Origin of the sequence: Cupriavidus nantongensis (genome assembly GCF_041726985.1) — a bacterium.
In the GTDB taxonomy this organism is placed as follows: domain Bacteria; phylum Pseudomonadota; class Gammaproteobacteria; order Burkholderiales; family Burkholderiaceae; genus Cupriavidus; species Cupriavidus nantongensis_A.
Genome location: NZ_CP168303.1, coordinates 1,851,799 through 1,878,539, shown reverse-complemented (window position 1 = coordinate 1,878,539; position 26,741 = coordinate 1,851,799). Strand labels below are relative to the sequence as shown.

Below are 26,741 nucleotides of genomic sequence, written 5' to 3'. Positions count from 1 at the left end.
TGCGTGGCATCCCTCGCGCACCGCATGGCAGTGGACACTGCGGCGGGCCCTACAGAAGGGAGCCAGACAGGAGACCCATCGATGCCATACCGTTCCGCATGGCTGCGCGCAGCCATGGCCGCCATATTGCTGGCCGCCGTTCCCACCGTGATGCCGGCCGCAGCCGCGGCCGCCGATCCCGCCTCTGCCGAACCCTATCCGTCGCGTCCGCTGACCATCGTGGTGCCGTCGGTGGCGGGCAATGTCAACGACGCCGTGGCGCGGCTGATCGGGCAGGAACTGACCAAAAGCTGGGGCCAGCCCGTGATCGTCGACAACAAGCCCGGCGCGGGCACCACCACCGGCACAAAGTATGTCGCCAGGGCGCCCAGGGACGGCTACACCGCGCTGCTGACCTTTACCGCGCACGTGCAGAACCCTTCCCTGTACCGCGGCATCGGCTATGACCCGATCGCGGATTTCACGCCGGTCAGCGAGGTCGCGATCTCGTCCACCATGCTGGCGGTGTCGCCGGACTTTCCCGCGCGCACGCTGCCGGAGCTGGTGGCGCTGCTCAAGGCCAATCCCGGCAAGTACGCGTATGGCTCCTACGGCGCCGGCACCACCGGGCATATCCTGGGCGAGCTGCTCAAGCGCGAGGCCGGCCTGCAAATGGAGCACGTTGCCTACAAGGGCGGCGCGCCGCTCGCCACCGACCTGGCGGCGGGGCATGTGAAGCTGGGCTTTATTGCCGTGGGCACGGCGATGCCGCTGCTGCAAGGCGGCAAGCTGGTGCCGGTGGCGCTTGCCGGCGCCGAGCGCTCGGCGCTGCTGCCCAAGGTGCCGACCTTCCGCGAAGCTGGCTACCAGGGCTTCGAGCCCGATGCGTGGATGGGCCTGCTGTTCCCGGCCGGGGTGCCGAGGGCGCGGGTCGACGCGCTGTCGCGCGAGGTCGCACGCATCGTGCGCCTGCCGGAGATCGCGAAGAAGATGCAGGACCTGAACCTGGTGCCGGTGGGCAGCACGCCGGAAGCCTTTGCCACGGTGATGAAGAACGACCGCGACAAATGGAGCCGCATCATCCGCGATGTCGGCATCACGCTGGAGTAAGGGATCGACCATGGAAGACAACGACTATCTGGGACTGGTCTGCTCGCGCTGGTGCCACTGGAGCGAACTGGAACTGCAGCGCCTGTCACGCAAGCCGCTCGGGCCGGGGCAGGTGCGCATCCGCGTGCGGCATGCGGGCGTCGGCTTTGCGCTCAGCCTGTTCGTGTCGGGCAAGTACCAGCGCAAGCCGCCTTTGCCATTCACGCCGGGCACCGAAGCGGCCGGCGAGATCCTGGAGGTCGCGCCGGATGTGACGCGGCTGCACGTGGGGCAGCGCGTGGCGGCGGCGCTGGACTGGGGCGGCTTTGCCGAAGAAGTCGTGACGACCGCGGACACGGTCTATCCGGTGCCGGACGGGCTCGCCCTCGCGCACGCCGCTGCGCTGCCCATCACCTGCGGCACGGTGTGGGCCGCGCTGGCGTGGCGCGCGGCGCTGCAGCCGGGCGACACCATGCTGGTCCACGGCGCCAGCGGCGCGCTCGGCACGGCGGCGGTACAGGTGGGCAAGCTGATGGGCGCGCGCGTGATCGCCACCGCCAGCACCGCAGCCAAGCGCGAAGCCGCGCTCGCCAACGGCGCTGCGCATGCGCTGCCAGCCGATGCCGAGACGCTGGCGGCATCGGTCAAGGCGCTGTGCCCGGCCGGTGGCGCCGACGTGGTGTTCGACCCGGTCGGCGGCGATCTCTTCGATGCCTCGCTGCGCTGCGCGGCGCCGGGCGCGCGGCTGCTGTCGATCGGCTATGCCGGCGGCCGCATCCCGTCGGTGCCGGCCAACCTGCTGCTGGTGAAGAACCTGACGCTGGTCGGCTTCAATTACGGCTACTACATCGGCTGGGGCCTGACCGACGAGCGCCGGCGCTTTGCGCCGCGGGTGCAGGCCATGGTCGCCGAGATCATGCAGGCGGCCGCCAGCGGCCGGCTGGCGCCGCCGGTGCTGCAGCACTTTGCGCTGGGCGACTGGCTCAACGCGGTCGACACCACCATGTCGCGCCGTGCCATCGGCAAGGTCATGCTGGATATCTGAACGGAGCCAACTTATGCACGATGCAACCACGGCGCGCGAGGACGATGCCATGTTCGACGGCCTGACCGTGCTCGACCTGAGCCAGGGCATCGCCGGCCCGTACTGCGGGCTGATGCTGCGCCAGCAGGGCGCGCGCGTGATCAAGGTCGAGCCGCCCGGCGGCGACTGGTCACGGCAGATGGGGCGCATCCGCGCCGGCCAGACCGCGATCGCGGTCGCGTGCAACGCGGGCAAGGAAAGCGTGGTGCTGGATGCGCGCAGCGCCGACGGCCGGGCCGCCATCGGCCGGCTGGCGCAGCGCGCCGACGTGGTGATCCAGAACTTCCGCCCGGGCGTGGCCGAGCGCATGGGCGTCGGCTACGAAGCCCTGGCCGCGCATAACCCGGCGCTGGTCTATGTCTCGATCTCGGGCTACGGCCATGCCGGGCCGCTGGCGCACCGGCCCGCGGTGGATACCACCATGCAGGCCTACAGCGGGCTGATGCACCTGAACCGCGATGCCGCCGGCCAGCCGCGCCGCATCGCCTTCTTCATGGTCGACCTGGCCACCGGGCTGTATGCGTCGCAGCAGGCGTCGGCGGCGTTGTACAAGGCCGCGCGCAGCGGCCGCGGCCGCCATGTGCGACTGTCGCTGCTCGAGACCAGCGCCGCGCTGCAGTCCTACCTGATGGTGGACGACGCCATGTTCCCCGACGCCGAACTGGCGGCGGCCAACGCGCCGACCGGGCTGTTCGAGGCGGCCGATGGCGCGCTGTACCTGAGCATGCTCAACGACGCGATGTTCCTGCGGCTCGCGGCGCTGCTGGGATTCAATGACTGGCTTGCCGATACCACGCTGCACAGCAGTGCAGGGCGGCTGCCGCGCGCGGCGGAACTCGGCTGGCGCGTGGCGCAGGCGCTGGCCGCGCAGCCGCTGGCGCACTGGGAGGCGCTGCTGACCGAGCACGATGTGCTGTTCGCGCGCGTCGGCGATGCGCGCGATCTGCTGCAAAGCGAGCAGTGCGCGCAGGCGGGGGTGTTTGGCCGGTTGCCGCTGGCGGGGATAGGCGAGGTACCGTGGGCCAACCTGCCCGGCATGGCGGGACGAGACCGGCCGGCAGGGACTGCGCCGACGCTTGGCCAGCATACCAAGGCAGTGCTGGCCGAGTTCGGCATCGGCGCCTGAAGCGGAGCCGCAAAAGAAAAACGGACGGTGCGCGATTGCGTACCGTCCGTGTTCCGTTGTGCGTTGGTAGGCTCGATTGGACTCGAACCAACGACCCCCACCATGTCAAGGTGGTGCTCTAACCAGCTGAGCTACGAGCCTAGCGAAGGCGCGAATTATAGAGAGCCCTTTACGATTGCGCAAGCACCCCGCGCGACATTTTGCGCAGGTGCCTGCCAGGGCGCGTCAGGCCGCTGCGATACGGTCGCGCAGTTCGCGCTTCAGCACCTTGCCGATGGCGCTGCGCGGCAGGCTCTCCACCTCGTGGATCGCGGCCAGCCGCTGGGTCTTGCCCAGCCGCTCGTTGGCCCATGCCAGCACCTGCTGCGCGCTGGCGCCGCCGTCTGCACGCAGCGCGACAAAGGCCACCGGCGTCTCGCCCCAGCGCTCCGACGGCACGCCGACCACCGAGACTTCGGACACCGCCGGGTGCTCGCCCACCACCGCCTCGAGGTCGCTCGGGTAGATGTTGAAGCCGCCCGAGATGATCATGTCCTTCTTGCGGTCCAGCAGCACCAGGAAACCGTCTTCGTCGAAGCGGCCGATATCGCCGGTGCGGATAAAGCGCTGGCCCTGCGCGTCATGCCATTCGGTCTCGGCGGTCTTCTCGGGCTGGTTGTGGTAGCCGTTCATCATCGCCGCCGAGCGGCCCACCACTTCGCCGGTGCTGCCAGGTGGCAGCTCGCGGCCATCCTCGTCGATGATGCGCACCTCGGCACCGGTGGCGGGGCGGCCGACGGTGTGCAGCTTGTGCGGGAACTGGTCGGCGAACAGCAGGCAGCCGCCGCCGCCTTCGGTCATGCCGTAGAGCTCGGTCAGCGCGCCGGGCCAGCGCCGCAGGACCTCGGCCTTCAGCGCCGGGCTGAAGGGTGCGCTGGTGCAGAACTTGTGCTGGAACGACGACAGGTCATGGCGCCCGAACTCCGGATGCGCCAGCAGGCGCTGGTACTGCACCGGCACCAGCATGGTGTGCGTGACGCGATGCCGCTGCGCCAGCGCAAGGTACTGACCCGCATCGAACTTCGCCATCAGGATGGCCGTGCCGCCCAGCCCGATAGTGGGAAAGAAGCTGGCCAGCGTGGTGTTGGAGTACAGCGGTGTCGACAGCAGCGTGACCGCATGGGGCCCATAGCCTGTCGCGGCGCCGCGCGACACATGGGCCCAGCGCATGCCGTGCGATTGCACGATGCCCTTGGGCGTGCCGGTGGTGCCGGATGAATAGATGATGTTGAGCGGCAGCTCAGGGCGGATGTCCGGTTCCGTCACCGGCGTGCCGGCGGGCGCCAGCCAGTCCGCGTACGGCACGCCCGCGTCGCTGCCGTCCAGCGCAACCATAGGCGTGTCGGCCAGTTTGGCGCGCACCGGCTCGATCACGTCGGCGACGCTGGCGTCGGTGAACAGGACGCGCGCGCCCGCGTCGGCAATCATGCCCGCCAGGCTGTCCGGCGTGGACGACGGCGCCAGCGGCGCCACCACCACGCCGGCGCGCACCGCGCCCAGGTAGACCGCGGCGTATTCGATCGACGACGCGGCGCAGATGGCGATGGCTTCGCCGGGCCGCACGCCGTCGCGCGCCAGCGCCGCGGCAATGCGGTCCATCGCGGCGTCGAGCCCGGCGTAGTCGAGCACGCGCTCGCCGTGCATCAGCGCGCGTTGCGCCGGGCGCTGCGCGGCGTGCTCGCGCACGAGCACGGACATGGTGGTGAAGGGGCGTTGGAGCGGAGTCGGTGTCGGTTGGGTCATGTCGGACAGTGTTGGTGGGTGCGGCAAGCCTTATTGGATCTGCGCGCCGGAGTCCTTCACCACCTTGCTCCAGCGGTTGATCTCGGCGTCGATATGGGTGCGCAGCGCGGCGGGCGTCGAGCCCACCGGTTCATAGCCGTTGGCCGCCAGCGTCGCCTTCAGCTCCGGCTGGCGCAGCACGGTGGCAATCTCGGTGCTGAGCCGCTCGATCACGGGCTGCGGCGTGCCGGCCGGCGCCAGCATCGCGTACCAGCCGGTAATGCTGATGCCGGGCACGCCGGCCTCGGCCAGCGTCGGCACTTCGGGGGCGACGGCGGCGCGCTGGCTGCCGGTGACCGCGAGCGCGCGCAGCTTGCCGCTCTTCACGTGCGGCAACGTGGTCGAGATGCTGTCGAAGGTCAGCTGGACTTCGCCGGACAGCATCGCTGTCACCACCTGGGCGCTGCCCTTGTACGGCACATGGGTCATCTTGATGCCCGCCACCGAATCGAACAACTCGCCGGCCAGGTGGCCGGTATTGCCATTGCCCGCCGAGGCAAAGGTCAGCTTGCCGGGCGCGGCCTTGGCCTCGGCGATCAGCTCCTTCACGTTGGTGGCCTGCAGCGACGGGCTGCCCGCGAGGATCATCGGCAGGTTGGCCACCAGCGAAACCGGCGCGAAATCCTTGCGGGTGTCGTAGGGCAGCCGGGGATACAGGCTGGTGTTGATGGCATGCGCGGCCAGCACCATGATCAGCGTGTAGCCGTCGGGTTTGGCGCGGGCCAGCGCCTGGCTGGCGATGGTGCCACCGGCGCCCGGGCGGTACTCGAGCACCACCGGCTGGCCCAGGCGCTCCTGCAGCTTCGCGGCGACGGGGCGCGCCAGCAGGTCGGCGCTGCCCCCGGGCGGGTAGGGGATCAGCAGCTGGATCGGACGCGCCGGCCAGGTCTCGGCGACGGCGCCGGCCGGCAGGGTGGCTGCGGCTGCGGTGGCCAGCATGGCCGCCAGCCATGCGCGGCGGCCCCGGACGGGGCGCGGAGTGGATGCCATCGGTTGTCTCCTTGTTTTGCGGCAGCGGGTGCGGCCGGGGGTCCTTCAGCCGGACGCGGCTGGGACGCAGTGTCACAAACGGTAAAGGCGCGAACCCGGCAGCGGAATTCTTAAATCGATAAGTCAGGCTTTTTGGCCGCGAAGCGATAGGGGCTCTCCACAAAAATCTTTACGCTCGGGGAGAATTCTTTGCCGGTTGGCGTCACGGGCTCAAAATCTTTGCGATTGGGGAGATTCCTTGATTTTCACGCCCTTGACGCCTAGAGTCTTTGCAATCAAGGAGATTTTTTCATGATTCTTACCCGACCCGGCGATATCGGCGCGGCCGTGCGCGCGGCGCGCAAGGCAGACGGCATGCGCCAGGACGACGCCGCCGGGGCCATCGGTGTCAGCGAAAACTTTATGGTCCGGGTCGAGAACGGTGCCGAAGGCATCCAGTGGGGCAAGCTGTTCCAGGTGCTGCAAGGCCTTGGCCTGCGCGTGACCGTCGACCTGCCGGAGGCCGCGGCACCGCTGGTGGAAGCCGAACTCGCCAAGCTCAGGCAGCGCCAGGCTCGCAGCCGCAACCGGCGCAATGCCAGGGGTGCCGACCAGCATGGCTGAGCGCGTGCTGGTGGCCAGCATCAACGGCACGCCCGTGGGCGAGCTGCAGGAAGCCGCCGACCTCTGGTCATTCCGCTATGACGCGGCCTGGCTCGCCAATCCGCACGCTTTCGCGCTGAGCCCGGCGCTGGCGTTGCGTACTGAGGCACTGGCCGATGGCAGCACGCTGCGGCCAGTGCAATGGTATTTCGACAACCTGCTGCCCGAAGACGGCCAGCGCGCACTGATGGCGCGCGATGCCAGCATCCGCAACGAAGCCGATGCCTTTGCCTTGCTGGAGCACTACGGGGCCGAGTCGGCCGGCTCGCTGACGCTGCTGCCTCCCGGGCGCGCGCCGGCCGGCGCGCCGGCCCTGCGGCCCCTGAGCGATGCCGCGCTCGATGCCCGCATCCGCAGCTTGCCCGGCATGCCGCTTACGCATGGCGCGCTCAAGCGCATGTCGCTCGCCGGCGCGCAGCACAAGCTGGCTGTTGTGCTGCAGGACGGCGCGCTGTTCGAGCCCGGCGCGGACACGCCGTCGACGCATATCCTGAAGCCGACCCATCAGATCCGGGAGACCTATCCGCATTCAGTCATCAACGAGTGGTTCGTGATGTCGCTCGCCGCGCGGCTGAAGCTTGACGTGCCGCCGGTACACCGGCGCTATGTGCCGGCCCCGGTGTACCTGGTCGACCGTTTCGACCGCCGCCTGGCGTCGCCAGGCCAGTGGCAGCGGTTGCATGCGATCGACGCCTGCCAGTTGCTGAACCTGCCGCGCACCTTCAAGTACGACCAGGGCAGCGTCGGCCGGCTGGCCGAACTGGCAACGCTGTGCCGCGCGCCCGCGGTGGCACGGGCGCGGCTGTTCGACTGGCTGGTGTTCAATATCCTGGTGGGCAACTCCGACGCGCACCTGAAGAACCTGAGCTTCCTGGTATCCAATGCCGGCATCGCGCTGGCGCCGTTCTATGACCTTGTCAGCGAGGCAGCCTACGCCACCCGTACCTATGACAAGACCGGCTGGCCGCAGGCACACCGCTTTGCGTGGCCGGTGCTGGGGGTCGAGTTCTACAGCGATTTCTCGCGCGCGCTGGTATTGGAAGCGGGGAGCGTGCTGGGCCTGAACCGAGCTACCGCCGAACGCCGGCTGGATGCGATGCTGCGCGGCATCGTGCCGGCGGCACAGGCGCTGTATGAACTGGCTGCGAAGCAGAACGGCGCGCTGGCGCGCGAGCAGCCGGCGGAGGCCGGCGGGTTTGCCGGGGAACTGGCCTGCCTGCGCGTGATTCGCTTCACCATCATTGCCGACATGGTGCGCACGCTGTCCCGCGGCTGAATCCGCCTACTGGCTGGCCGGGTGCGCCGGGCTGAACCAGTACGGCACCAGCGCGACGGCGATCAGCAGCGCTGCCGACAGGAAGATGGCCGCATAGGTGGACGGCAGCGGCCAGCCGCGCACATGGCCGGCATTGGCGATCAGACCGAAGGCCCATGAGGTCAGTGCCGAACCCAGGAACACGAAGGTATTGAGCAGCCCCAGCCCGCGCCCGCGCTGCGACGGCGGGATCAGCCCGCGGCCCTGCGCCATCACCAGCGGATGCAGCATGCCGATGGTCGACAGCAGCGCCATCATCGCCACCCCATAGCCGATGCCGCGGTCCGGCCACAGCGACAGCAGCACGCCCCCGGCCATGGCAAAGCACGACCAGCCGGCGATGGTCGCCTTGAGTGTGCCGCGCCGCACCAGCACCGGCAGCACAAAGGCGGTCAGGAAGCCGGCCAGGCTCAGCAGCGTCAGCGCCACGCCGCGCGGCGCCGAGCCCAGGCTGAATACGTCGGCCAGGTAGGGCCCGCTCCACGCATTGCGGAAGGCGGTGCCGGCGGCCATCGCCACGCACAGCGGGATCAGCGTCCACAGCGGTGCCAGCTTCAGCAGCTGCAGGCTTCCCGACAGCATCGCCGGCCACGACGCGCTGCGGGCCTCGGCATGGCCCTGGTCGCGCACGCAGCGCCACACGCCATAGCAGGCCGCCACCATGCCCAGCGCCGACACCGCCATCGACGGCCGCCAACCCACCAGCGAAATGGCCCAGCCCAGCGGCGCGGTCGCGCACAGCGAGCCGACCATGCCGGTCGCGTTGGAGCGGCTGACCACGCGGGTGTAGTCGCGCTCGGACAGCTGCTCCGAGGCGAAATGCAGCAGCCCCATGAACACCGGCGCGCACGCCAGCCCCAGGCCCACCTGCGCCAGCGTGGCCGCGGCGCCGTTGGGCGCCAGCACGAACAGGATCGACGACAGCGCGCCCACCGCCAGCAGCAGCGCGGTCGGACGACCCACGCCATAGCGGTCGAAGGCGATGCCCACCGGGATCTGCGCCACGGCAAAGGCCAGGAAGAACGAAGACGACAGCGCGCCGAAGCCCGCCGGCGACAGGCCGAAGTCGTGCTGCAGCTCGGGCGCCATCACCGCCAGGCACGAGCGGAAGAACTGGCTGAGCGCGAAGGCAAAGGTCAGGATGGCGATGCCGCGCACGGCATATGTGGCGGAGCTGGGCGCAGGGAGGGCGCGCGCGCCGGGAGGCGATCCGGGAGGGGGGATATTGCTGGGGGTCACGGCGTCAGTGGCGCTGTCTCTGCAGCGAGTGTAGGGCCTGCGCGCGTTGCCGGATCCACGGTTGGCCGGTGTTCGCCCAGATTGCGATTGGGTACTCCCTCTCCCGCTTGCGGGAGAGGGCGGGAGCTTTCACGGAGTGAAGGCCATCGCTATGCGCAAGCGCCGGCCCTATCCCCCGGCCCCTCTCCCGCAAGCGCGCGAGGGGAGCAAACAAGCGGTTCGCTGATCCGTTCAGCCCGGCAGCGCGTCGTACGTCAGCAGGAACACCTGCTCATCCCCGGCGTTGACCGGCAGCCACACGATCTCCAGTTCCGGGAAGGCCGCCTCCACATTGGCATGCTCGTTGCCGATCTCCACCACCAGCACGCCGCCCGGGTTCAGCCGCGCCTTGGCTCCGGCGATGATCCGCCGCACCACGTCCATGCCGTCCTCGCCGCCGGCCAGCGCGATGCGCGGCTCGGCCAGGTATTCGGGCGGCAGCGCCTGCATCGAGCTTTCGTTGACGTAGGGCGGGTTGGTCAGGATCACGTCGTAGGTGGCGCCGTGCGGCAGCGGCGCGTACAGGTCGCCCTGGTACAGCCGGATGCGGTCTTCCATCTTGTAGTCGGCCACATTGCGGTGCGCCACGGCGAGCGCGTCGGGCGAGATGTCGACCGCGTCGATCTTCGCATTCGGCCACACATGGGCAGCCACGATCGGCAGGCAGCCGGAGCCGGTGCACAGCTCCAGCACCGGGCCGATGCTGTCGCTCTCGCCGACCCAGGGCTCCAGCCCTTCCTGCAGCAGTTCGCCGATAAAGCTGCGCGGCACGATCACGCGCGAATCGACGTAGAAGCGCAGCCCGTGCATATAGGCCTCGTGCGTGATGTAGGCGGCCGGCACGCGCTCGTTGACGCGGCGGTCGATCACTTTCAGCACGGCCTCGACCTCCTCGGGCAGCAGCCGCGCATCGAGGAAGGGGTCGAGCGTATCGAGCGGCAGGTTGAGCGTATGCAGCACCAGGTAGGCCGCCTCGTCATAGGCGTTGGCGCTGCCGTGGCCGAAGGACAGGCGCGCGGCGGTAAAGCGCGACACGGCCAGGCGCAGCAGGTCGCGCACGGTGCGCAGGGGAGAGGGCGTTGCCATGGATTGGTTGTCTTTGCGAAAAAAAATCAGGCGATCAGGCGTTCCAGCACGCCGCGGTACACGTTCTTCAGCGGCTCGATGAAGCGCACTTCGACGTGCTCGTCGATCTTGTGGATGCTGGCGTTGGGCGGGCCGAACTCGATCACCTGCGGGCAGATCTTCGCGATGAAGCGGCCGTCGGAGGTGCCGCCGGTGGTCGACAGCTCGGTGTCGAAGCCGGTCTCGGCCTTGATCGCCGACGACAGCGCCTCGGACAGCTCGCCGCGCGGCGTCAGGAAAGGCTCGCCGCCCAGGGTCCAGTCGAGCGTGTAGTCGAGGCTGTGGCGGTCCAGGATGGCATGCACGCGCGCCTTCAGTCCCTCGGGCGTGCTCGCCGTCGAGAAGCGGAAGTTGAAATCGATGGTGACGTGGCCCGGGATCACGTTGGTAGCGCCGGTGCCGCCGTGGATGTTCGACATCTGCCAGCTGGTGGGCGGGAAGTACTCGTTGCCCTGGTCCCAGACTTCGGTGGCCAGTTCGGCCAGCGCCGGCGCGGCGTCATGGATCGGGTTGCGGCCCAGGTGCGGGTAGGCGATATGGCACTGGATGCCCTTCACCGTGAGCTTGCCCGAGAGCGAGCCGCGGCGGCCGTTCTTGACCATGTCGCCGAGCGCGTTGACCGAGGTCGGCTCGCCGATCACGCAGTAGTCCAGGCGCTCGCCGCGCGCGGACAGCGCCTCGACCACCTTGACGGTGCCGTCGTGCGCCGGGCCTTCCTCGTCGCTGGTGATCAGGAAGCCGATCGAGCCGGCATGCGCGGGATGCGCCTTGACGAACTCTTCCACCGCCACCACGAAGCCGGCGATCGAGGTCTTCATGTCGGCGGCGCCGCGGCCGTACAGCTTGCCGTCGCGGTGGGTCGGCGCGAACGGGTCCGAGTGCCACTGCTCCAGCGGGCCGGTCGGCACCACGTCGGTATGGCCGGCGAACACCAGCAGCTTGCCGTCCTTGCCCTGCGTGCCGCGCCTGACCGCCCACAGGTTGGTCACGCGGAAATCGTCGGGTCCGCTGACCAGCGCTTCGCAGTCGAAGCCGATTGCCTTGAGGCGGGTTTCCAGGATGGCCTGGCAGCCTTCGTCGGCGGGCGTGACGGAGCGGCGGCGGATCAGGTCTTCGGTAAGGGCGAGGGTGGGGTTCATCGGACAGCGGAATCGGAAATCAGAACTGGCTGGCGTACTGGTCGGCGGAGAAGCCGACCGTCACCTTGCCATCGTGGGCCAGCACCGGGCGCTTGATCAGCGACGGGCTTTGCTGCATCAGCGCGATCGCGCCGGCTTCTTCGTCGGCGCGGGCCTTGTCGGCATCGGACAGCGCGCGCCAGGTAGTGCCCTTGCGGTTGAGCAGCGTGGCCAGCGGCACGTGCCGCAGCCAGCCGCGCAGCATGGCTTCATCCACGCCCTGCTTCTTGAAGTCGTGGAAGGTGTAGGCCACGCCGTTGGCATCCAGCCAGGTGCGGGCCTTCTTGACGGTATCGCAGTTGGGAATGCCGTAGAGCAGGACGGTCATGGTAGTTCTCGTTACTTTCACTGTCATTCCCGCGCAGGCGGGAATCCAGCGTCTTTTGAAGCCACTGGGTTCCCGCCTGCGCGGGAACGACGAACTGGTCAGCGGAACAGCAGGTTCAGCGCGATCACCAGGCCGCCCAGGCCCAGCGCCACGCCGCCCATCGCCACCGCTGTCATCAGGCGCAGGCGCCGGTCCAGCCGGGCGGCTTCCTTGCGCAGCGCGTCGATGGTGATGGCATGCTGCTCGGCCAGCAGCTTGACCGCCTCGGCCTGCTGCACCACCACGGCTTCCAGCTCGGCGATGCGCGCCGCGGGATCGCGCGCGTCGGCCACCGCGCCTTCGGGCGAGCCGTCCTTGCGCTTGTTCTTCTTCAGTTTCTCGAGGGTCTTGTTGGCCTGCTCGAGAATGGTGGGCAGCAGGGAAAGCACGGTGCTGACGGTGGTGGGATCCAGGGCCATGAGTCGCTTGCGGAGGGAGGGCATGTTCAGCCAGGCCAGGCGGGTGACGACGGTAAAGCTGCCCCGGAGCCCGGCCCCGGGGCTGCGCGGCCCATGGGGGCCGCGACGCGCGCGATCAGTCGCCGCGCAGCAGGTCGTTCAGGCTGGTCTTGGCGCGGGTCTGCGCGTCGACCTTCTTCACGATCACGGCGCAGTACAGGCTGTACTTGCCGTCCTTGGACGGCAGGTTGCCCGCCACCACCACCGAGCCGGCCGGCACGCGGCCATAGTGGATCTCGCCGGTTTCGCGGTCGTAGATCTTGGTCGACTGGCCCAGGTACACGCCCATCGAGATCACCGAGTTCTCCTCGACGATCACGCCTTCGACCACTTCCGAACGCGCGCCGATAAAGCAGTTGTCTTCGATGATCACCGGGTTGGCCTGCAGCGGCTCCAGCACGCCGCCGATGCCCACGCCGCCCGACAGGTGCACGTTCTTGCCGATCTGCGCGCACGAACCGACCGTGGCCCAGGTGTCGACCATGGTGCCTTCATCGACATAGGCGCCGATGTTGACGTACGACGGCATCAGCACCGCATTCTTCGCAATGAACGAACCGCGGCGCGCCACGGCGGGCGGCACCACGCGGAAGCCCGCCTTGGCGAAGTCGTCGCCGCTCCAGTTGGCGAACTTGGTCGGCACCTTGTCGTAGAACTGGGCAAAGCCGCCGGCGCTCATCGGCGCGTTGTCTTCCAGGCGGAACGACAGCAGCACGGCCTTCTTGACCCACTGGTTGACGATCCAGTCCTTGCCTTGCTTCTCGGCCACGCGCAGCGTGCCGGCATCGAGCTGGCCGATGACGTTGGCGACGGCCTCGCGGATGTCGTTGGGGGCGGACTTCGGCGACAGGCTGGTGCGATCTTCCCAGGCCTGGTCGATCAGGGCTTGCAGAGCTTGCGTCATGGTTGGATTCTCAGGGTTGATGTTGATGTTCGGTCGTCGAGTCTCAGCCTCGACCTCTTGTTTGCTCCCCTCTCCCGCTTGCGGGAGAGGGGCAGGGGGTGAGGGTGGGCGGTTCTACTGGCGTGTTGCCTTGCTAAACCACCCCTCACCCCGACCCTCTCCCCTTGAGGGGAGAGGGAGAACACAAAGGGACAATCAGGCCTCAGCCCAGCGATTTGCAGAATTCCACGATCCGCCGCGCCCCCTCCAGGCATTCTTCCGGCGTTGCCACCAGCGCCATGCGCACGCGGTTCGCCCCGGGGTTGATGCCGTCGGCCTCGCGCGCCAGGTAGCTGCCGGGCAGCACGGTCACGTTCTGCTCGGCCAGCAGCCGCGCGGCGAATTCGGTATCGGAGAGTCCGGTGCGCGAGACGTCGGCCCACAGGTAGAAGCCGGCATCGGGCAGCGCCACGTCGACGACTTCCGCCAGCATCGGCGTGACTTCGCTGAACTTGCGCACGTAGGCGGCGCGGTTCTCGCGCACATGCGACTCATCGTTCCACGCGGCGATGCTGGCGCTCTGCACCGCCGGGTTCATGGCGCCGCCGTGGTAGGTGCGGTACAGCAGGAACTGCTTCAGCAGCGCGGCGTCGCCGGCGACGAAGCCGGAGCGCAGGCCCGGCACGTTGGAGCGCTTGGACAGGCTCGAGAACACTACCAGGCGCTCGAAGCCACGGCCCAGTTTGTGCGCCGCTTCAAGCGCGCCCAGCGGCGCGCGGCCCTCGTCGAAATAGATCTCGGAATAGCACTCGTCGGAGGCGATCACGAAGCCGTAGCGGTCGGACAGCGCGAACAGCTGCCGCCAGTCTTCCAGCGACAGCACCGCACCGGTCGGGTTGCCGGGGGTGCAGACAAAGAGCAGCTGCACCTTCTGCCAGACCTCGTCGGCAATGCGGTCGAAGGCCGGGGCGAAATTGCGCGCCGGGTCGCTGTTGGCGAACACCGGGGTGGCGCCGGCCAGCAGCGCCGCGCCTTCGTAGATCTGGTAGAACGGGTTGGGGCACAGCACCAGCGCGCCCGGGCGGGTGCCGTCGACCACGGTCTGGGCAAAGGCGAACAGCGCCTCGCGCGAGCCGGTTACCGGCAGCACCTCGGTGGCGGCATTGACCTTGGGCAGGCCGTAGCGGCGCTCCAGCCAGCCCGCGATGCACTGCCGTAGTGCATCGGAACCGGCCGTTGTGGGATAATTCGCCAGCCCCGCAAGCGACTCTGCCAGCGCTTGCTTGATGAACGCAGGCGTCGGATGCTTGGGTTCACCGATGCCGAAGCTGATGGCCGGCTTGTCGGCAGCCTTTACTTGCGCAAAGAGCACCCGCAGTTTCTCGAACGGGTAGGGCTGGAGCAGGTCGAGGCGCGGATTCACAGTGTCAGTCGGGGCCGGTTAAAACGACGCATTATAGAGGAACGGCGCGGGTTTCCGTGCGCCGGCCCGGCCCGCCAGGCAGTCTTTGGCGAGGGCTGGGCCGCCACGGATGGCGGGCATCACGCCACGGTGATGCCGCCGGCGCCGTCCGGACGCTGCCCGCCGCGCATGGCGGGCGCTCCGGCTCGCCTCGCACCGATTCCCTTTATGAGCACAAATTCAGTTGCGGCGCCGCTGGCGCCGGCCGACCGCCATGCGGTCAAGGCATCGCTTTCCATCCTGATCGGCGCCTCGGTGTGGGGCATCGCGTGGTTCCCGTACCGGGTGCTGGCCGGCTGGGGCCTGGGCGGCATGCATGCCGCGGCGCTGGTCAGCGCGGTCGCGGCGGTGCTGTCGCTGCTGGCGTTCCGTCGCCACCTGGGCGGGCTCCGGCCACACTGGCTGTTCCTGGCGATCGGCCTGGCGGCGGGCGTGACCAACGCAGGCTTCGTCTGGGGCAGCGTCAACGGGCACGTGATGCGCGTTCTGCTGCTGTTCTACCTGACGCCGGTCTGGACCGCGCTGTTCGCGCGGCTGTTCCTGGGCGAGCGGCTGTCGGCGGCCGGGCTGGCGCTGGTGGGGCTGGCGCTGTTCGGCGCTGGACTGATGCTGTGGACGCCCGCGGTCGGGGTGCCGCTGCCGGGCTCCGCCGCGGAATGGTCCGGGCTGATCGGCGGCATGGGCTTTGCCGTCAACAACGTGCTGTCGCGCCGCGCCGGGCAGCGCTTTCCGGACACCGACGCACGCGTACGCACGGTGGTGGTCTACCTGGGCTGCACCATGGTCGGCGTGCCGGCCGCGCTGCTGCTCGACGGCCCCGCGGTGGCGGTCGTGCCGGGCGCGCAGGTCAGCGCGGCGATGCTGGTACTGGGGCTGGCGGCGGTACTGGTGGTCAGCAACTCGGTGGTGCAGTACGGGCTGCAGCGGCTGCCGGCCAACCGCGTGTCGCTGCTGATGCTGTTCGAGATCGTGATCGCCGCGGTGTCGTCGTGGTGGCTGGCGACCGAGGTGCTGAGCTGGAAGGAAGCCGCGGGCGGGCTGTGCATCATCGCCGCCGGCGCCTTGTCCGGGCTGGTGCACCGCAGCCGCGCCGCGCCCGCGCCGGCCACGGGCGCCGAGGCGGTGGCCTGCCAGTAGCCCTCGGGCCTGGCCTTGGCACCGGCGCGGCTCAGTGCAGGATCACCCGCGACACCATCGCCACCAGCGGGGCGCGCACCGCGCGTTCCACGCCGCGGTGCAGGTGCAGCGGCCGTAGCAGCATCTTGACCGTCATCTCGATCGGGATGTTGCGGCGGATCACGCCTGACACCCGCGTATTGAGCGCGCGCACCTCCGCCTCGGGCACCGACTCGACGCCGCGTTCCATGCGCAGCACGTTGCGCAGCGCGATCGCCGCGTCCTCGTTCTTGATCTCCAGCAGCCGGCGCGCCAGCGCGCCCAGCACGCGCAGCCGGCCCAGGCGCTCGGCCTCGGCGAAGCGGTTGAAGAAGTGGAAAAAGTGCTTGTAGTGCCGCACCTCGTCATTGGAGATGCGCCGCGTCAGGTCGCGCAGCACCGGTTCGTCGCTGGCCTGCTCGAGCGCCCGGTAGTAGGCCGCCGTGCCGGTTTCGACCACGCAGCGGGCCGCCATCTCGAGCGCCTCGGTGGGCTCGAACTGGTCGATCGAGCAGGTCTGGCTGTACTCGTCGAAGAAGCGCGCATAGCCGCGCTCCCAGTCGAATTCCGGCCAGACATGCTCGACATAGCGCCGCAGCGCCAGGCCATGCTGCAGCTCCTCGGCCTCCCAGTGCTCGGACAGCCAGCCGGCGGCTTCGGGCACGCGGGCGTAATAGGTGGCCAGGTTGCCGGCATAGGTGTCGGAGCCGCTCTCGATGAACGAGGCCGACACCAGCAGGTAGAACAGGTCGCGGTCGCCGCGCACGCGCGCGACGTCGATCGCCTCGTATCGGATGTCGCTGACAGACCACGGCCGGGCGGCCGCTGACGATTCACTCATGCTCTGTCCTCCTGGCTCGCCCAAAGGCGGGCGAACGGCTGCGAAAAGGCTGCGGGGGCGTTCATGGTGCGTGGGACCGGAGCGCATCCGGCATCACGCCGACAGAGCAGAGACTAGCATTTACCCTGATTAGTTTCCGGTGCGTCACGCGGCAAGGGTGGCTGGCTGCCCGCGCCCGGCTTGCCAAAGTGCTTGCGAAACCTCTTGTAAGGGTCGGAAAGGCAAAGGAATTCCGCCACCGGGCGCCGCCCCCGGAAGGACCCCAAACGGGCCGGCGAAGGCATCTGCGATGGTATGATTAGCCCCAATTCTCGGGCTGGAGGGGTGTTTTGAGGTGCTGGCGTCACGCCGCGCCGGTCCCCGCGCAGCCCGGCATTTCCGAACCGTGCAATAGCCCCGATACCCGATACCAGGCCGCCCCCGCTTTGCTGCCGGAGTGGCCGATACCACACGAGAAACCGTGCGACTATCCTCGATCAAACTGGCGGGCTTCAAGTCATTCGTCGATCCCACCAATTTCCAGGTGCCGGGCCAACTGGTCGGCATCGTCGGTCCCAACGGCTGCGGCAAATCCAACATCATCGATGCGGTGCGCTGGGTGCTGGGTGAATCACGCGCGTCCGAGCTGCGTGGCGAGTCGATGCAGGACGTCATCTTCAACGGCTCGACCGCGCGCAAGCAGGCCGGCCGCGCCAGCGTCGAACTGGTGTTCGACAACGCCGAAGGCCGCGCCGCGGGCCAGTGGAGCCAGTACGCCGAAGTGGCGGTCAAGCGCGTGCTGACCCGCGACGGCACCTCGTCCTACTACATCAACAACCAGCCGGTGCGCCGGCGCGACATCCAGGACATCTTCCTGGGCACGGGCCTGGGCCCGCGCGCCTACGCCATCATCGGCCAGGGCATGATCTCGCGCATCATCGAGGCCAAGCCCGATGACATGCGCATCTTCCTAGAAGAGGCGGCGGGCGTATCCAAGTACAAGGAGCGCCGCCGCGAGACCGAGAACCGCCTGTCCGACACCCGCGAAAACCTGACCCGGGTCGAGGACATCCTGCGCGAACTCGGCAGCAACCTGGAAAAACTCGAGGGCCAGGCCGAGGTGGCGCAGCGCTTCAAGACGCTGCAGGCAGACGGCGAAGAGAAGCAGCACCTGCTGTGGCTGCTGCGCAAGCGCGAGGCCCAGCAGGAGCAGGAACGTCACCAACGTGCGATCGAGCAGGCCCAGATCGACCTGGAAGCGCAGACCGCGCAGCTGCGCCATGTCGAGGCCGAGCTGGAGACCATGCGCGCCGCGCACTATGCCGCATCGGATGGCATGCACGCGGCCCAGGGTGCGCTGTACGAAGCCAATGCCGAGGTCAGCAAGCTCGAGGCCGAGATCCGCTACGTGGTGGAATCGCGCAACCGCGTGCAGGCCCAGATCGCCGCGCTGACCGCGCAGCGCGAGCAGTGGCAGGCCAAGGCCGAACAGGCCACCGACGAACTGGCGCAGGCCGAGGAAAACCTGGCCGTTGCCGAAGGCCGCACGGTCGAGGCGCAGGAGGCCGTAGCGCAGCAGAACGACGAGCTGCCGACGCTGGAAGCGCAGTGGCGCGACGCCCAGCAACTGCTCAACGAGCAGCGCGCCGGCATCATGCAGGCCGAGCAGGCGCTGAAGCTTGAGGCCGCTCAGCAGCGCAGCGCCGACCAGATGCTGCAGCAGCTGGAGCAGCGGCGCGAACGGCTGTCGGCCGAAGACAAGGGCCTGGACCGTCCCGACGAGACCCGCCTGGAGCAGGCCCGCGCCGAGCTGGCCGAGCAGGAGGCGCTGGTCGAGGAAGCCCAGGCGGTGCTCGCCGACGCCGAAGAGAACGTGCCGCGCCTGGACGAAGCGCGCCGCGCCGCGCAGGCGCGCGTGCACAGCGAAGCCGCCGCCATCGCCACGCTCGAGGCGCGCCTGTCGGCGCTGCGCCAGCTGCAGGAAAACGTGCAGACCGACGGCAAGGTGCAGCCCTGGCTGGCCAAACATGAACTGGCCGAGCTGCCGCGGCTATGGAAGAAGGTGCATATCGAGCCGGGCTGGGAAAACGCGCTCGAATCCGTGCTGCGCGAGAAGCTGGCCGCGCTGGAAGTGTCGAACCTGGACTGGGTCAAGGCCTTCCTGTCCGACGCGCCGCCGGCCAAGCTGGCGTTCTACTCGCCGCCTGCCGCGGCCCGTCCGCTGGAAACGCCCGCCGGCCTGCGCCCGCTGATGGCGCTGGTGCAGATCACCGAGCCCGGCATCCGCGCGGTGATGCAGGACTGGCTCGCCGACGTCTATGTCGCTACCGACATGGCGCAGGCGCTGGCCGCGCGCAACACGCTGCCCGACGGCGCCTCGTTCGTGGTCGCCGAAGGCCACCTGGTGGGCCGCAACGCCATCCAGATCTACGCCGCCGATTCCGAGCAGGCCGGCATGCTCGCGCGCGAGCAGGAAATCGAGAACCTGCAGAAGCAGGCGCGCGCGCAATTGCTGCTGTCCGACGAAGCCAAGACCGAAGCGGTGCGCGCCGAAGCGGCCTACACCCAGGCCAGCCAGGCGCTGGGCGACGCCCGTGCCCGCGCCGAGCAGGCCACCCGCCGCGTGCATGCGCTGCAGATGGACGTGCTCAAGCTGTCGCAGGCGATGGAGCGCTATGCCGCCCGCAGCGGCCAGATCCGCGAGGAACTGGCAGAAATCCACGCGCAGATCGAAGAGCAGCGCGCCATCCGCGCCGAATCCGAAGCCAGCTTCGAGCAGCACGACGCCGCGCTGGCCGAGATGCAGGCCACCCACGAAGACCAGCAGATGGCCTTCGAGGCGCTGGACAGCAAGCTCTCCGGCGCGCGCCACCAGCTGCGCGACCTCGAGCGCGCCGCGCAGGAAGCATTGTTTGCCGAGCGCAACCTGGCCAGCCGCATCGACGAGCTGCGCCGCAATATCCAGGTGGCGGCGGACCAGGCCGAGCGCATCGCCGAATCGCTCGAGAACGCCCGCGCCGAACTCGAGACCATCAACGAGCAGACCGCGCACACCGGCTTGCAGGAAGCGCTCGAGCGCCGTGCCGAGAAGGAAGAGAAGCTGACCATCGCGCGCACCGAGCTCGATGCGCTGTCGGCGCAGCTGCGCCAGCACGACGAGCAGCGCCTGGCCGCCGAGCGCAGCCTGCAGCCGCTGCGCGACCGCATCACCGAACTGCAGCTCAAGGAACAGGCGGCGCGCCTGAACCAGGAACAGTTCAGCGAGCAGCTGGCCACCGCCGAGGTGGACGAGGCCGCGCTGGCCGACAAGCTGACCGGCGACCTGAAGCCGTCCTACCTGCAGGGCGAAGTCACGCGCATCAACAACGCCATCAACGCTCTGGGCCCGGTCAACATGGCCGCGCTCGACGAACTGGCCGCGGCGCGCGAGCGCAAGACCTTCCTCGACGCGCAGTCGGCCGACCTGAACGACGCCATCGGCACGCTCGAGGACGCGATCGCCAAGATCGACCAGGAAACCCGCGCGCTGCTGCAGGGCACCTTCGACCAGGTCAACCACCATTTCGGCGAGCTGTTCCCGTCGCTGTTCGGCGGCGGCCAGGCGCGCCTGATCATGACCGGCGAGGAAATCCTCGATGCCGGCGTGCAGGTGATGGCGCAGCCGCCGGGCAAGAAGAACTCGACCATCCACCTGCTGTCGGGCGGCGAGAAGGCGCTGACCGCGATCGCGCTGGTGTTTGCAATGTTCCAGCTGAACCCGGCGCCGTTCTGCCTGCTGGACGAGGTGGATGCGCCGCTGGACGACGCCAATACCGAGCGCTACGCCAATATGGTGGCGCGGATGTCGGACAAGACCCAATTCGTTTTCATCTCACATAACAAGATCGCCATGGAAATGGCTCATCAACTCATTGGCGTGACCATGCAGGAGCAGGGCGTTTCCCGGATCGTGGCGGTGGATATGGATGCTGCGGTGTCGATGGCGGAGGCAGCATGAAACTCAACATGGACCTGCAGACCGCGCTGATCGTCGCGGGCCTGGTTTTCGTGGTGCTGGTGTTCGGCTACAACCAGTGGCAGATCCGCAAGGCGCGCCGCCCGCGCGAGCTGCGGCCCGAAGACGACTTGCCGCCGATGCGCGAGCCGGTGGTCGGCCAGAGCACCGCGCCGGAAACCGCCGCGCGCCTGCACGAAGCCGCCGCCGAGCAGCCGCCGCGGCGCGAGCCCACCTTGTCGCAGGCACAGGGCAGCGCGGGTGCCGCCGTGGCCGACAACAACCACGCCGCTGCGGCCGCGGCCGCGGCAGCGAGCAGCGCCGATGCCGACGAAGCCGTCGCCGAGGAAGTCGCGGTCGGGGCCGCGGCGTCGCGCGCGTCGGAGGATGAGGCGGATGCCGCTATCGCGGTGGCGCCGGCGCCGGTGCCAGCTGCCGCACCCACGCCAGCGCCTGCGCCGGCGCCTGCACCGGCTCCGGTCGCTGCGGTACCGGACGGCCAGCCCGCGCCCGCAGTCGTCGATCCGCTGATCGACTGCATCGTGCCGCTGCACCTGGAACGCAAGGCCTCCGGCGACCGCATCCTGCCGTTGACTGGCCGGCTGCGCCGCGCCGGCACCAAGCCGGTCCACATCGAAGGCCTGCGTGCCGAAGCCAACGCATGGGAGCCGGTCACCGCGGGCCATCAGTACGAAGACCTGCAGGTCGGCGTGCAGCTGGCCAACCGCGGCGGCCCGCTCAACGCGCTGGAGTTCTCCGAATTCATCACCGCGGTCGAGTCGCTGGCCGAGTCGCTCGACGCCTCGGCCGACCTGCCGGACATGGGCGAGACCGTCGCCAACGCGCGCGAGCTCGACGCCTTTGCCGCCGCCTGCGACGTGCAGCTGGGCGTCAACGTGATCTCCGACGGCGCGCCGTGGTCGGCCGCCTACGTGCAGAACGTGGCGACACAGGACGGCCTGGTGCTGTCGCGTGACGGCACCCGCTTTATCCGCTACCAGGCCAATGCCGAGGGCGTGCAGCGCCCGCTGTTCACGCTGCAGTTCGGCGACACCAACTTCCTGCGCGACGACCTCACCGTCAAGGCCGGCCGCCAGATCACCCTGCTGCTCGACGTGCCGGTGGCCGACCAGGGCGCCAAGCCGTTCAAGACCGTGTGCGAGTACGGCCATACGCTGGCGCAGCGCATGGGCGCGCAACTGGTCGACGACAATATGCGGCCGCTGACCGAAGCCTCGTTCGTCGCCATCTTCAACCAGCTCGAGGCGCTGTACCAGAAGCTGGAAGCGCGCGGCATGCCGGCCGGTTCGCCGGTGGCGCTGCGCCTGTTCAGCAACTAGCCGGAGCCTGCCATGACCGCAAAACACCGCGGCGCGCAGGCAGATGCCTCCGCGCCCGCCGGCGCCTTGCCGGCCGACGCCGCAGCCAGCCGCGTGGCCTGGCTGCGCGAAGAGCTGGACCGCCACAACTACCAGTATTACGTGCTGGACGCGCCCACCGTTCCCGATGCGGAATACGACGCGCTGTTCAGCGAACTGATGGCGCTGGAGCTCGAGCATCCCGAGCTGCAGACGCCGGACTCGCCCACGCAGCGCGTGGGCGGCGAGCCGCTGGCGGCGTTCGACTCGGTGCGGCACCGCGTGCCGATGCTGTCGCTCAACAACGCCTTCGCCGACGATGACGTGCTGAACTTCGACCGCCGCTGCGCGCAGGGGCTGGGACGCAGCGCGCCCGCGGCAGGCGAGGCCGACCTGTTCAGCGCCGCCGACGCGGTCGAATACGCGTGCGAGCTGAAGTTCGACGGCCTGGCCATGTCGCTGCGCTATGAAGACGGCCGCCTGGTGCAGGCCGCCACGCGCGGCGATGGCGAGACCGGCGAGGACGTCACCGTCAACGTGCGCACCATCAAGGCGATTCCGCTGAAGCTGCGCGGCCAGGCGCCCGCGGTGCTGGAGGTGCGCGGCGAGGTCTTCATGTTCCGCCGCGACTTCGACCAGCTCAACGCACGCCAGGCCGAGGCCGGCGAGAAGACCTTCGTCAACCCGCGCAATGCCGCCGCCGGCAGCCTGCGCCAGCTCGATCCGCGCATCACCGCGCGGCGTCCGCTGTCGTTCTTCGCCTACGGGCTGGGCGAGCTGCAGGGCGTGGAGCGGCCGCCGACCCACAGCGCCATGCTCGACGGCTTTGCCGCGCTGGGTTTGCCGGTGTGCAAGGACCGTGCGGTGGTGAAGGGCGCGCAGGGGCTGCTCGATTTCTACCGCGATATCGGCAAGCGCCGCGACGCGCTGCCTTACGACATCGACGGCGTGGTCTACAAGGTCAACGCGCTGGCCGAGCAGGAGCGCCTGGGCTTTGTCTCGCGCGCGCCGCGCTTTGCGCTGGCGCACAAGTTCCCGGCTCAGGAAATGACCACCATCATCGAGGACATCGAGGTGCAGGTCGGCCGCACCGGCGCGATCACGCCGGTGGCGCGGCTCAGGCCGGTGTTCGTCGGCGGCGTCACCGTGACCAATGCCACGCTGCACAACGAGGACGAGATCCGGCGCAAGGACGTGCATGTCGGCGACACCGTGATCGTGCGCCGCGCCGGCGACGTGATCCCGGAAGTGGTCGCGGTGGTGACCGAGCGGCGACCGGCCGATGCCCGCGCCTTCGTGATGCCGACCGCCTGCCCGGTGTGCGGCTCGCATATCGAGAAGCTCGAGGACGAGGCCATTGCCCGCTGCACCGGTGGCCTGATCTGCGCGGCGCAGCGCAAGCAGTCGCTGCTGCATTTCGCGCAGCGGCGCGCCATGGATATCGAGGGCCTGGGCGACAAGCTGGTCGAGCAACTCGTCGACCAGGGCATCGTGCGCACGCCGGCCGACCTGTACAAGCTCGGCGTGGCCAAGCTGGCCGCGCTCGAGCGCATGGCGGACAAGTCGGCCGCCAACCTGGTGACGGCAATCGACAAGTCGCGCGCGACCACCATGAACCGCTTTATCTTCGCGCTCGGCATCCGCCACGTCGGCGAAGCCACCGCCAAGGACCTGGCCCGTCACTTCGGCAAGCTCGACGCGCTGATGGCGGCCGACGAGGCCGCGCTGCTCGAGGTCAACGACGTCGGCCCGGTGGTGGCGCAGTCGATCGCCAACTTCCTCGCCGAGCCGCACAACGTCGAGGTCATCGAGCAACTGCGCGCCGCGGGCGTACACTGGCCGGAAAGCGAGCCGATGGCGAAGGCGCCGGCGCCGCTGTCGGGCAAGACCTTTGTCCTGACCGGCACGCTGCCGACGCTGTCGCGCGAAGACGCCAAGGAACTGCTGGAAGCCGCCGGCGCCAAGGTGGCCGGGTCGGTGTCGAAGAAGACCGACTACGTGGTCGCCGGCGCCGAGGCCGGCAGCAAGCTCGACAAGGCCGAGGCGCTGGGCGTGCCGGTGCTGGACGAGGCCGGCATGCTGGCGCTTTTGGCGCAAGCCGGCGCCGCGCCGGCCGAGGAATAACCGGGGGAACGGAACCATGATCCGCGAGATTCTCAAGATGGGCGATCCGCGCCTGCTACAGGTGGCGCGGCCGGTGGAGCGCTTCAACACGCCGGAGCTGCGCACGCTGATCGAAGACATGTTCGACACCATGGACCACGCCAACGGCGCGGGCCTGGCCGCGCCGCAGATCGGCGTGGACCTGCAGGTGGTGATCTTCGGCTTCGACCGCAATCCGCGCTACCCGGATGCGCCAACCGTGCCCAAGACGGTGCTGATCAACCCGGTGCTGGAAATGCAGTCCGACGAGATGGAGGACGGCTGGGAAGGCTGCCTGTCCGTGCCAGGCCTGCGCGGCGTGGTGCCGCGGCACCTGCGGCTGAAGTACAGCGGCTACGACCTGATGGGCAACCGCATCGAACGCGTGGCCGAAGGCTTCCATGCGCGCGTGGTGCAGCATGAGTGCGACCACCTGCAGGGAATCCTTTATCCGATGCGGATCAAGGATTTTTCGAACTTCGGGTTTACCGAGGTGCTGTTTCCGGATTTGCCGGCGAACAGCGACGACTAATCAGACCCCTCAAAGAAAAAGCGGCCATCACGGCCGCTTTTTTTATCAGAACTTCTCGAACTGCCCCAGGAAGCGCCACTTGCCCGGCGGCAGGTCGCCCAGCACCACGCGTCCCATGCGCACGCGCTTGAGGCCCACCACCTGCAGCCCCACCTGTTCGCACATACGGCGGATCTGGCGCTTGCGGCCCTCGCGCAGCACGAAGCGCAGCTGCTCTTCATTCTGCCAGCTGACCTTGGCCGGCCTGAGCGGCACGCCGTCCAGCGACAGGCCGTGGCGCAGCAGTTCCAGGTCGTCGGCCGGGAATTCGGCGCTGATGTTGCGCTCGACCGGCCCGTGCGGCGAATGCCAGACCACGCGCACCAGGTATTCCTTCTCGACGGTCGAATCCTCGCCGATCAGCGCGCGCGCGACGCGGCCGTCCTGCGTCAGCACCAGCAGGCCGGTGGAGTCGATATCGAGGCGGCCGGCCGGCGCCAGGTTCTTGCGCTGCCACGGCGCGAAGCGCTTGCGCGTGGGGTCGCCTTCCCACTGGTTCTCGGGGACAAACAGCGCCGCGGCGGGCTCGTAGCCGTCCTCGGCCTGGCCCGAAACGTAGCCTACCGGCTTGTTCAGCAGCACCGTGACGCGCTCGCCTTGTTCGGAACGCGCTTCCTGCAGGATCTCGATCTCGGCGTCGGGTCGGATGCGGCTGCCGAGTTCGGTCACGGGCTTGCCGTCGACCAGCACCCAGCCGCGCGGGATCCATTCGTCCGCTTCGCGGCGCGAGCACAGGCCAAGCTCGGACATGCGCTTGGACAGTCGTACCAGGCCGTCGTCGTGGGTGGACTCCTCGCGGACCGGGGCAGGCTTGTCCTGGCGCGCGGCCGGCGCGTGCTGGCGTGCCGGACCGGCGGTGCGGATACGGTCGGCCGCGTCGCTGAAGCGGCGTGCCGGCGCCGTGCCTTCGCGGCGGCGCTCGCCCGACGGCGCGGGGCGCGGGCGCTTGTCGTCATCGCCATAGCGGCGCGGACGGGAGTCGGCGTTCTCGAAGCGGCGAGGGCGGTTGTCATCGTCGACAAAGCGGCGCGGGCGGGTGTCAGCGCCTTCGAAGCGGCGCGGTCGCGCTTCACCGCGATCGTCGCCAGTGCGGCGCGGACGGTTGTCGTCGTCGCCGAAGCGCCGCGGCGGGCGCGATTCGCTGCCTTCGAAGCGTCGCGGCCGCGCTTCGCCGCGGTCATCGCCAGTGCGGCGCGGACGGTTGTCGTCGTCGCCGAAGCGTCGCGGCGGACGCGATTCGCTGCCTTCGAAGCGTCGCGGCCGCGCTTCGCCGCGGTCATCGCCAGTGCGGCGCGGACGGTTGTCATCGTCGCCGAAGCGTCGCGGCGGACGCGACTCGCTGCCTTCGAAGCGTCGCGGCCGCGCTTCGCCGCGGTCATCGCCAGTGCGGCGCGGACGGTTGTCATCGTCGCCGAAGCGTCGCGGCGGACGCGATTCGCTGCCTTCGAAGCGACGCGGGCGCGCTTCGCCGCGATCATCGCCAGTGCGGCGCGGACGGTTGTCATCGTCGCCGAAGCGTCGCGGCGGACGCGATTCGCTGCCTTCGAAGCGACGCGGGCGCGCTTCGCCGCGATCATCGCCATGGCGGCGCGAACGGGTTTCGTCGTCGCCGTAGCGGCGCGGAGGCGCTTCGCCAGCATCCGCACGGCGCGGTCGCGCCTGGCGGGGCTGCGCTGGCGCTTCGCCCTGGCCACCACTGGCACCGGTCTTGCCGCCGGCACGCTGCTGGGCGCGCTTGATGCCCTCGGAAACGGACTGCACGCGCTTGCGGTTCAGGTCGGACACGCGCACGGGGCGGGTGCCGCCCTTGCGCGCGGGCGTGCCGGTATCGCTGGCGGCCTTGATGCCTAGCGTCTTGCGCTTCGGCGAATTGCTGTCGGTCATATGTTGATGCTGCCCGCCCG

Annotated in this window: 21 protein-coding genes and 1 tRNA gene; 10 read left to right on the top strand and 12 right to left on the bottom strand. The window is 69.2% G+C overall.

What is annotated here, in order from left to right:
- Positions 1-81 precede the first annotated feature (81 nt).
- Genes ACEI37_RS19840 through ACEI37_RS19830 form a run of 3 tightly spaced genes read left to right on the top strand, consistent with a single transcriptional unit; the run spans position 82 to position 3,278 of the window.
- Positions 82-1,089, top strand: coding sequence for a tripartite tricarboxylate transporter substrate binding protein (locus ACEI37_RS19840; protein ID WP_373377844.1), 1,008 nt, complete (start codon positions 82-84; stop codon positions 1,087-1,089).
- Positions 1,090-1,099: 10 nt separating this feature from the next.
- A complete protein-coding gene (locus ACEI37_RS19835) occupies positions 1,100-2,113 on the top strand; it encodes an NADPH:quinone oxidoreductase family protein (RefSeq protein WP_373377843.1) in 1,014 nt (337 codons plus the stop codon).
- Positions 2,114-2,126: 13 nt separating this feature from the next.
- A complete protein-coding gene (locus ACEI37_RS19830; RefSeq protein ID WP_373377842.1) occupies positions 2,127-3,278 on the top strand; it encodes a CaiB/BaiF CoA transferase family protein in 1,152 nt (383 codons plus the stop codon).
- A 64-nt stretch (positions 3,279-3,342) separates the two neighbouring features.
- On the opposite strand, the gene ACEI37_RS19825 is transcribed toward ACEI37_RS19830, so the two are convergent.
- The 3 genes from ACEI37_RS19825 to ACEI37_RS19815 all read right to left on the bottom strand — a co-directional run bounded on the left by ACEI37_RS19825 (position 3,343) and on the right by ACEI37_RS19815 (position 6,089).
- A tRNA-Val gene (locus ACEI37_RS19825) sits at positions 3,343-3,419 on the bottom strand.
- An 84-nt stretch (positions 3,420-3,503) separates the two neighbouring features.
- Positions 3,504-5,060 (bottom strand): class I adenylate-forming enzyme family protein, encoded by a 1,557-nt coding sequence (locus ACEI37_RS19820; protein WP_373377841.1) that lies wholly within the window; start codon positions 5,058-5,060, stop codon positions 3,504-3,506.
- A 30-nt stretch (positions 5,061-5,090) separates the two neighbouring features.
- Complete coding sequence (locus tag ACEI37_RS19815; RefSeq protein ID WP_373377840.1) at positions 5,091-6,089, bottom strand: tripartite tricarboxylate transporter substrate binding protein; 999 nt, start codon at positions 6,087-6,089, stop codon at positions 5,091-5,093.
- Between the two features lie 291 nt (positions 6,090-6,380).
- Between ACEI37_RS19815 and ACEI37_RS19810 the strand changes: the two genes are divergently transcribed.
- Both ACEI37_RS19810 and ACEI37_RS19805 read left to right on the top strand, forming a co-directional pair.
- Positions 6,381-6,692: a helix-turn-helix domain-containing protein gene (locus ACEI37_RS19810; protein WP_373377839.1), complete on the top strand. Its 312-nt coding sequence runs from the start codon at positions 6,381-6,383 to the stop codon at positions 6,690-6,692.
- Positions 6,685-8,007 carry a HipA domain-containing protein gene (locus tag ACEI37_RS19805; RefSeq protein ID WP_373377838.1) on the top strand — a complete coding sequence of 441 codons (1,323 nt, stop codon included), beginning with the start codon at positions 6,685-6,687 and terminating at the stop codon, positions 8,005-8,007. Before ACEI37_RS19810 ends, ACEI37_RS19805 begins: the two co-directional genes overlap by 8 nt.
- A 6-nt stretch (positions 8,008-8,013) precedes the next feature.
- On the opposite strand, the gene ACEI37_RS19800 is transcribed toward ACEI37_RS19805, so the two are convergent.
- The 7 genes from ACEI37_RS19800 to dapC all read right to left on the bottom strand — a co-directional run bounded on the left by ACEI37_RS19800 (position 8,014) and on the right by dapC (position 14,758).
- Positions 8,014-9,285 carry an MFS transporter gene (locus ACEI37_RS19800; RefSeq protein WP_373377837.1) on the bottom strand — a complete coding sequence of 424 codons (1,272 nt, stop codon included), beginning with the start codon at positions 9,283-9,285 and terminating at the stop codon, positions 8,014-8,016.
- 231 nt (positions 9,286-9,516) lie between these two features.
- The gene (gene prmB, locus ACEI37_RS19795) at positions 9,517-10,410 is read right to left on the bottom strand and encodes a 50S ribosomal protein L3 N(5)-glutamine methyltransferase (RefSeq protein ID WP_373377836.1); all 894 of its coding nucleotides are present in this window, start codon (positions 10,408-10,410) and stop codon (positions 9,517-9,519) included.
- 26 nt (positions 10,411-10,436) lie between these two features.
- Complete coding sequence (gene dapE, locus ACEI37_RS19790; protein WP_373377835.1) at positions 10,437-11,588, bottom strand: succinyl-diaminopimelate desuccinylase; 1,152 nt, start codon at positions 11,586-11,588, stop codon at positions 10,437-10,439.
- Between the two features lie 19 nt (positions 11,589-11,607).
- Positions 11,608-11,955 (bottom strand): ArsC family reductase, encoded by a 348-nt coding sequence (locus tag ACEI37_RS19785; protein ID WP_373377834.1) that lies wholly within the window; start codon positions 11,953-11,955, stop codon positions 11,608-11,610.
- 98 nt (positions 11,956-12,053) lie between these two features.
- The gene (locus ACEI37_RS19780) at positions 12,054-12,437 is read right to left on the bottom strand and encodes a hypothetical protein (RefSeq protein ID WP_373377833.1); all 384 of its coding nucleotides are present in this window, start codon (positions 12,435-12,437) and stop codon (positions 12,054-12,056) included.
- A gap of 91 nt (positions 12,438-12,528) precedes the next feature.
- On the bottom strand, positions 12,529-13,356 hold the full coding sequence (gene dapD / locus ACEI37_RS19775; RefSeq protein WP_012352965.1) for a 2,3,4,5-tetrahydropyridine-2,6-dicarboxylate N-succinyltransferase: 828 nt from the start codon (positions 13,354-13,356) through the stop codon (positions 12,529-12,531).
- Between the two features lie 202 nt (positions 13,357-13,558).
- Positions 13,559-14,758 carry a succinyldiaminopimelate transaminase gene (dapC, locus tag ACEI37_RS19770; RefSeq protein ID WP_373377832.1) on the bottom strand — a complete coding sequence of 400 codons (1,200 nt, stop codon included), beginning with the start codon at positions 14,756-14,758 and terminating at the stop codon, positions 13,559-13,561.
- Positions 14,759-14,965: 207 nt separating this feature from the next.
- Between dapC and ACEI37_RS19765 the strand changes: the two genes are divergently transcribed.
- Positions 14,966-15,934 carry a DMT family transporter gene (locus ACEI37_RS19765; RefSeq protein WP_373377831.1) on the top strand — a complete coding sequence of 323 codons (969 nt, stop codon included), beginning with the start codon at positions 14,966-14,968 and terminating at the stop codon, positions 15,932-15,934.
- Between the two features lie 31 nt (positions 15,935-15,965).
- Here ACEI37_RS19765 and ACEI37_RS19760 read toward each other — a convergent pair whose 3' ends face one another.
- Complete coding sequence (locus ACEI37_RS19760; protein ID WP_373377830.1) at positions 15,966-16,793, bottom strand: ferritin-like domain-containing protein; 828 nt, start codon at positions 16,791-16,793, stop codon at positions 15,966-15,968.
- A 460-nt stretch (positions 16,794-17,253) separates the two neighbouring features.
- Here ACEI37_RS19760 and smc point away from each other — a divergent pair, with 460 nt between their 5' ends.
- From smc to def, 4 genes are read left to right on the top strand one after another with little or no spacing between them, the layout of a single operon-like run.
- Positions 17,254-20,769 (top strand): chromosome segregation protein SMC, encoded by a 3,516-nt coding sequence (gene smc, locus ACEI37_RS19755; protein ID WP_373377829.1) that lies wholly within the window; start codon positions 17,254-17,256, stop codon positions 20,767-20,769.
- Entirely contained in the window at positions 20,766-22,106 is a 1,341-nt protein-coding gene (locus ACEI37_RS19750) for a cell division protein ZipA C-terminal FtsZ-binding domain-containing protein (RefSeq protein WP_373377828.1), read from the top strand. The genes smc and ACEI37_RS19750 overlap by 4 nt, the downstream gene beginning before the upstream one ends.
- Positions 22,107-22,118: 12 nt before the next feature.
- Complete coding sequence (ligA, locus tag ACEI37_RS19745; RefSeq protein ID WP_373377827.1) at positions 22,119-24,248, top strand: NAD-dependent DNA ligase LigA; 2,130 nt, start codon at positions 22,119-22,121, stop codon at positions 24,246-24,248.
- Between the two features lie 16 nt (positions 24,249-24,264).
- Complete coding sequence (gene def / locus ACEI37_RS19740) at positions 24,265-24,798, top strand: peptide deformylase (protein ID WP_012352958.1); 534 nt, start codon at positions 24,265-24,267, stop codon at positions 24,796-24,798.
- Between the two features lie 45 nt (positions 24,799-24,843).
- On the opposite strand, the gene ACEI37_RS19735 is transcribed toward def, so the two are convergent.
- Positions 24,844-26,721 carry a pseudouridine synthase gene (locus tag ACEI37_RS19735; RefSeq protein WP_373377826.1) on the bottom strand — a complete coding sequence of 626 codons (1,878 nt, stop codon included), beginning with the start codon at positions 26,719-26,721 and terminating at the stop codon, positions 24,844-24,846.
- Positions 26,722-26,741 lie beyond the last annotated feature (20 nt).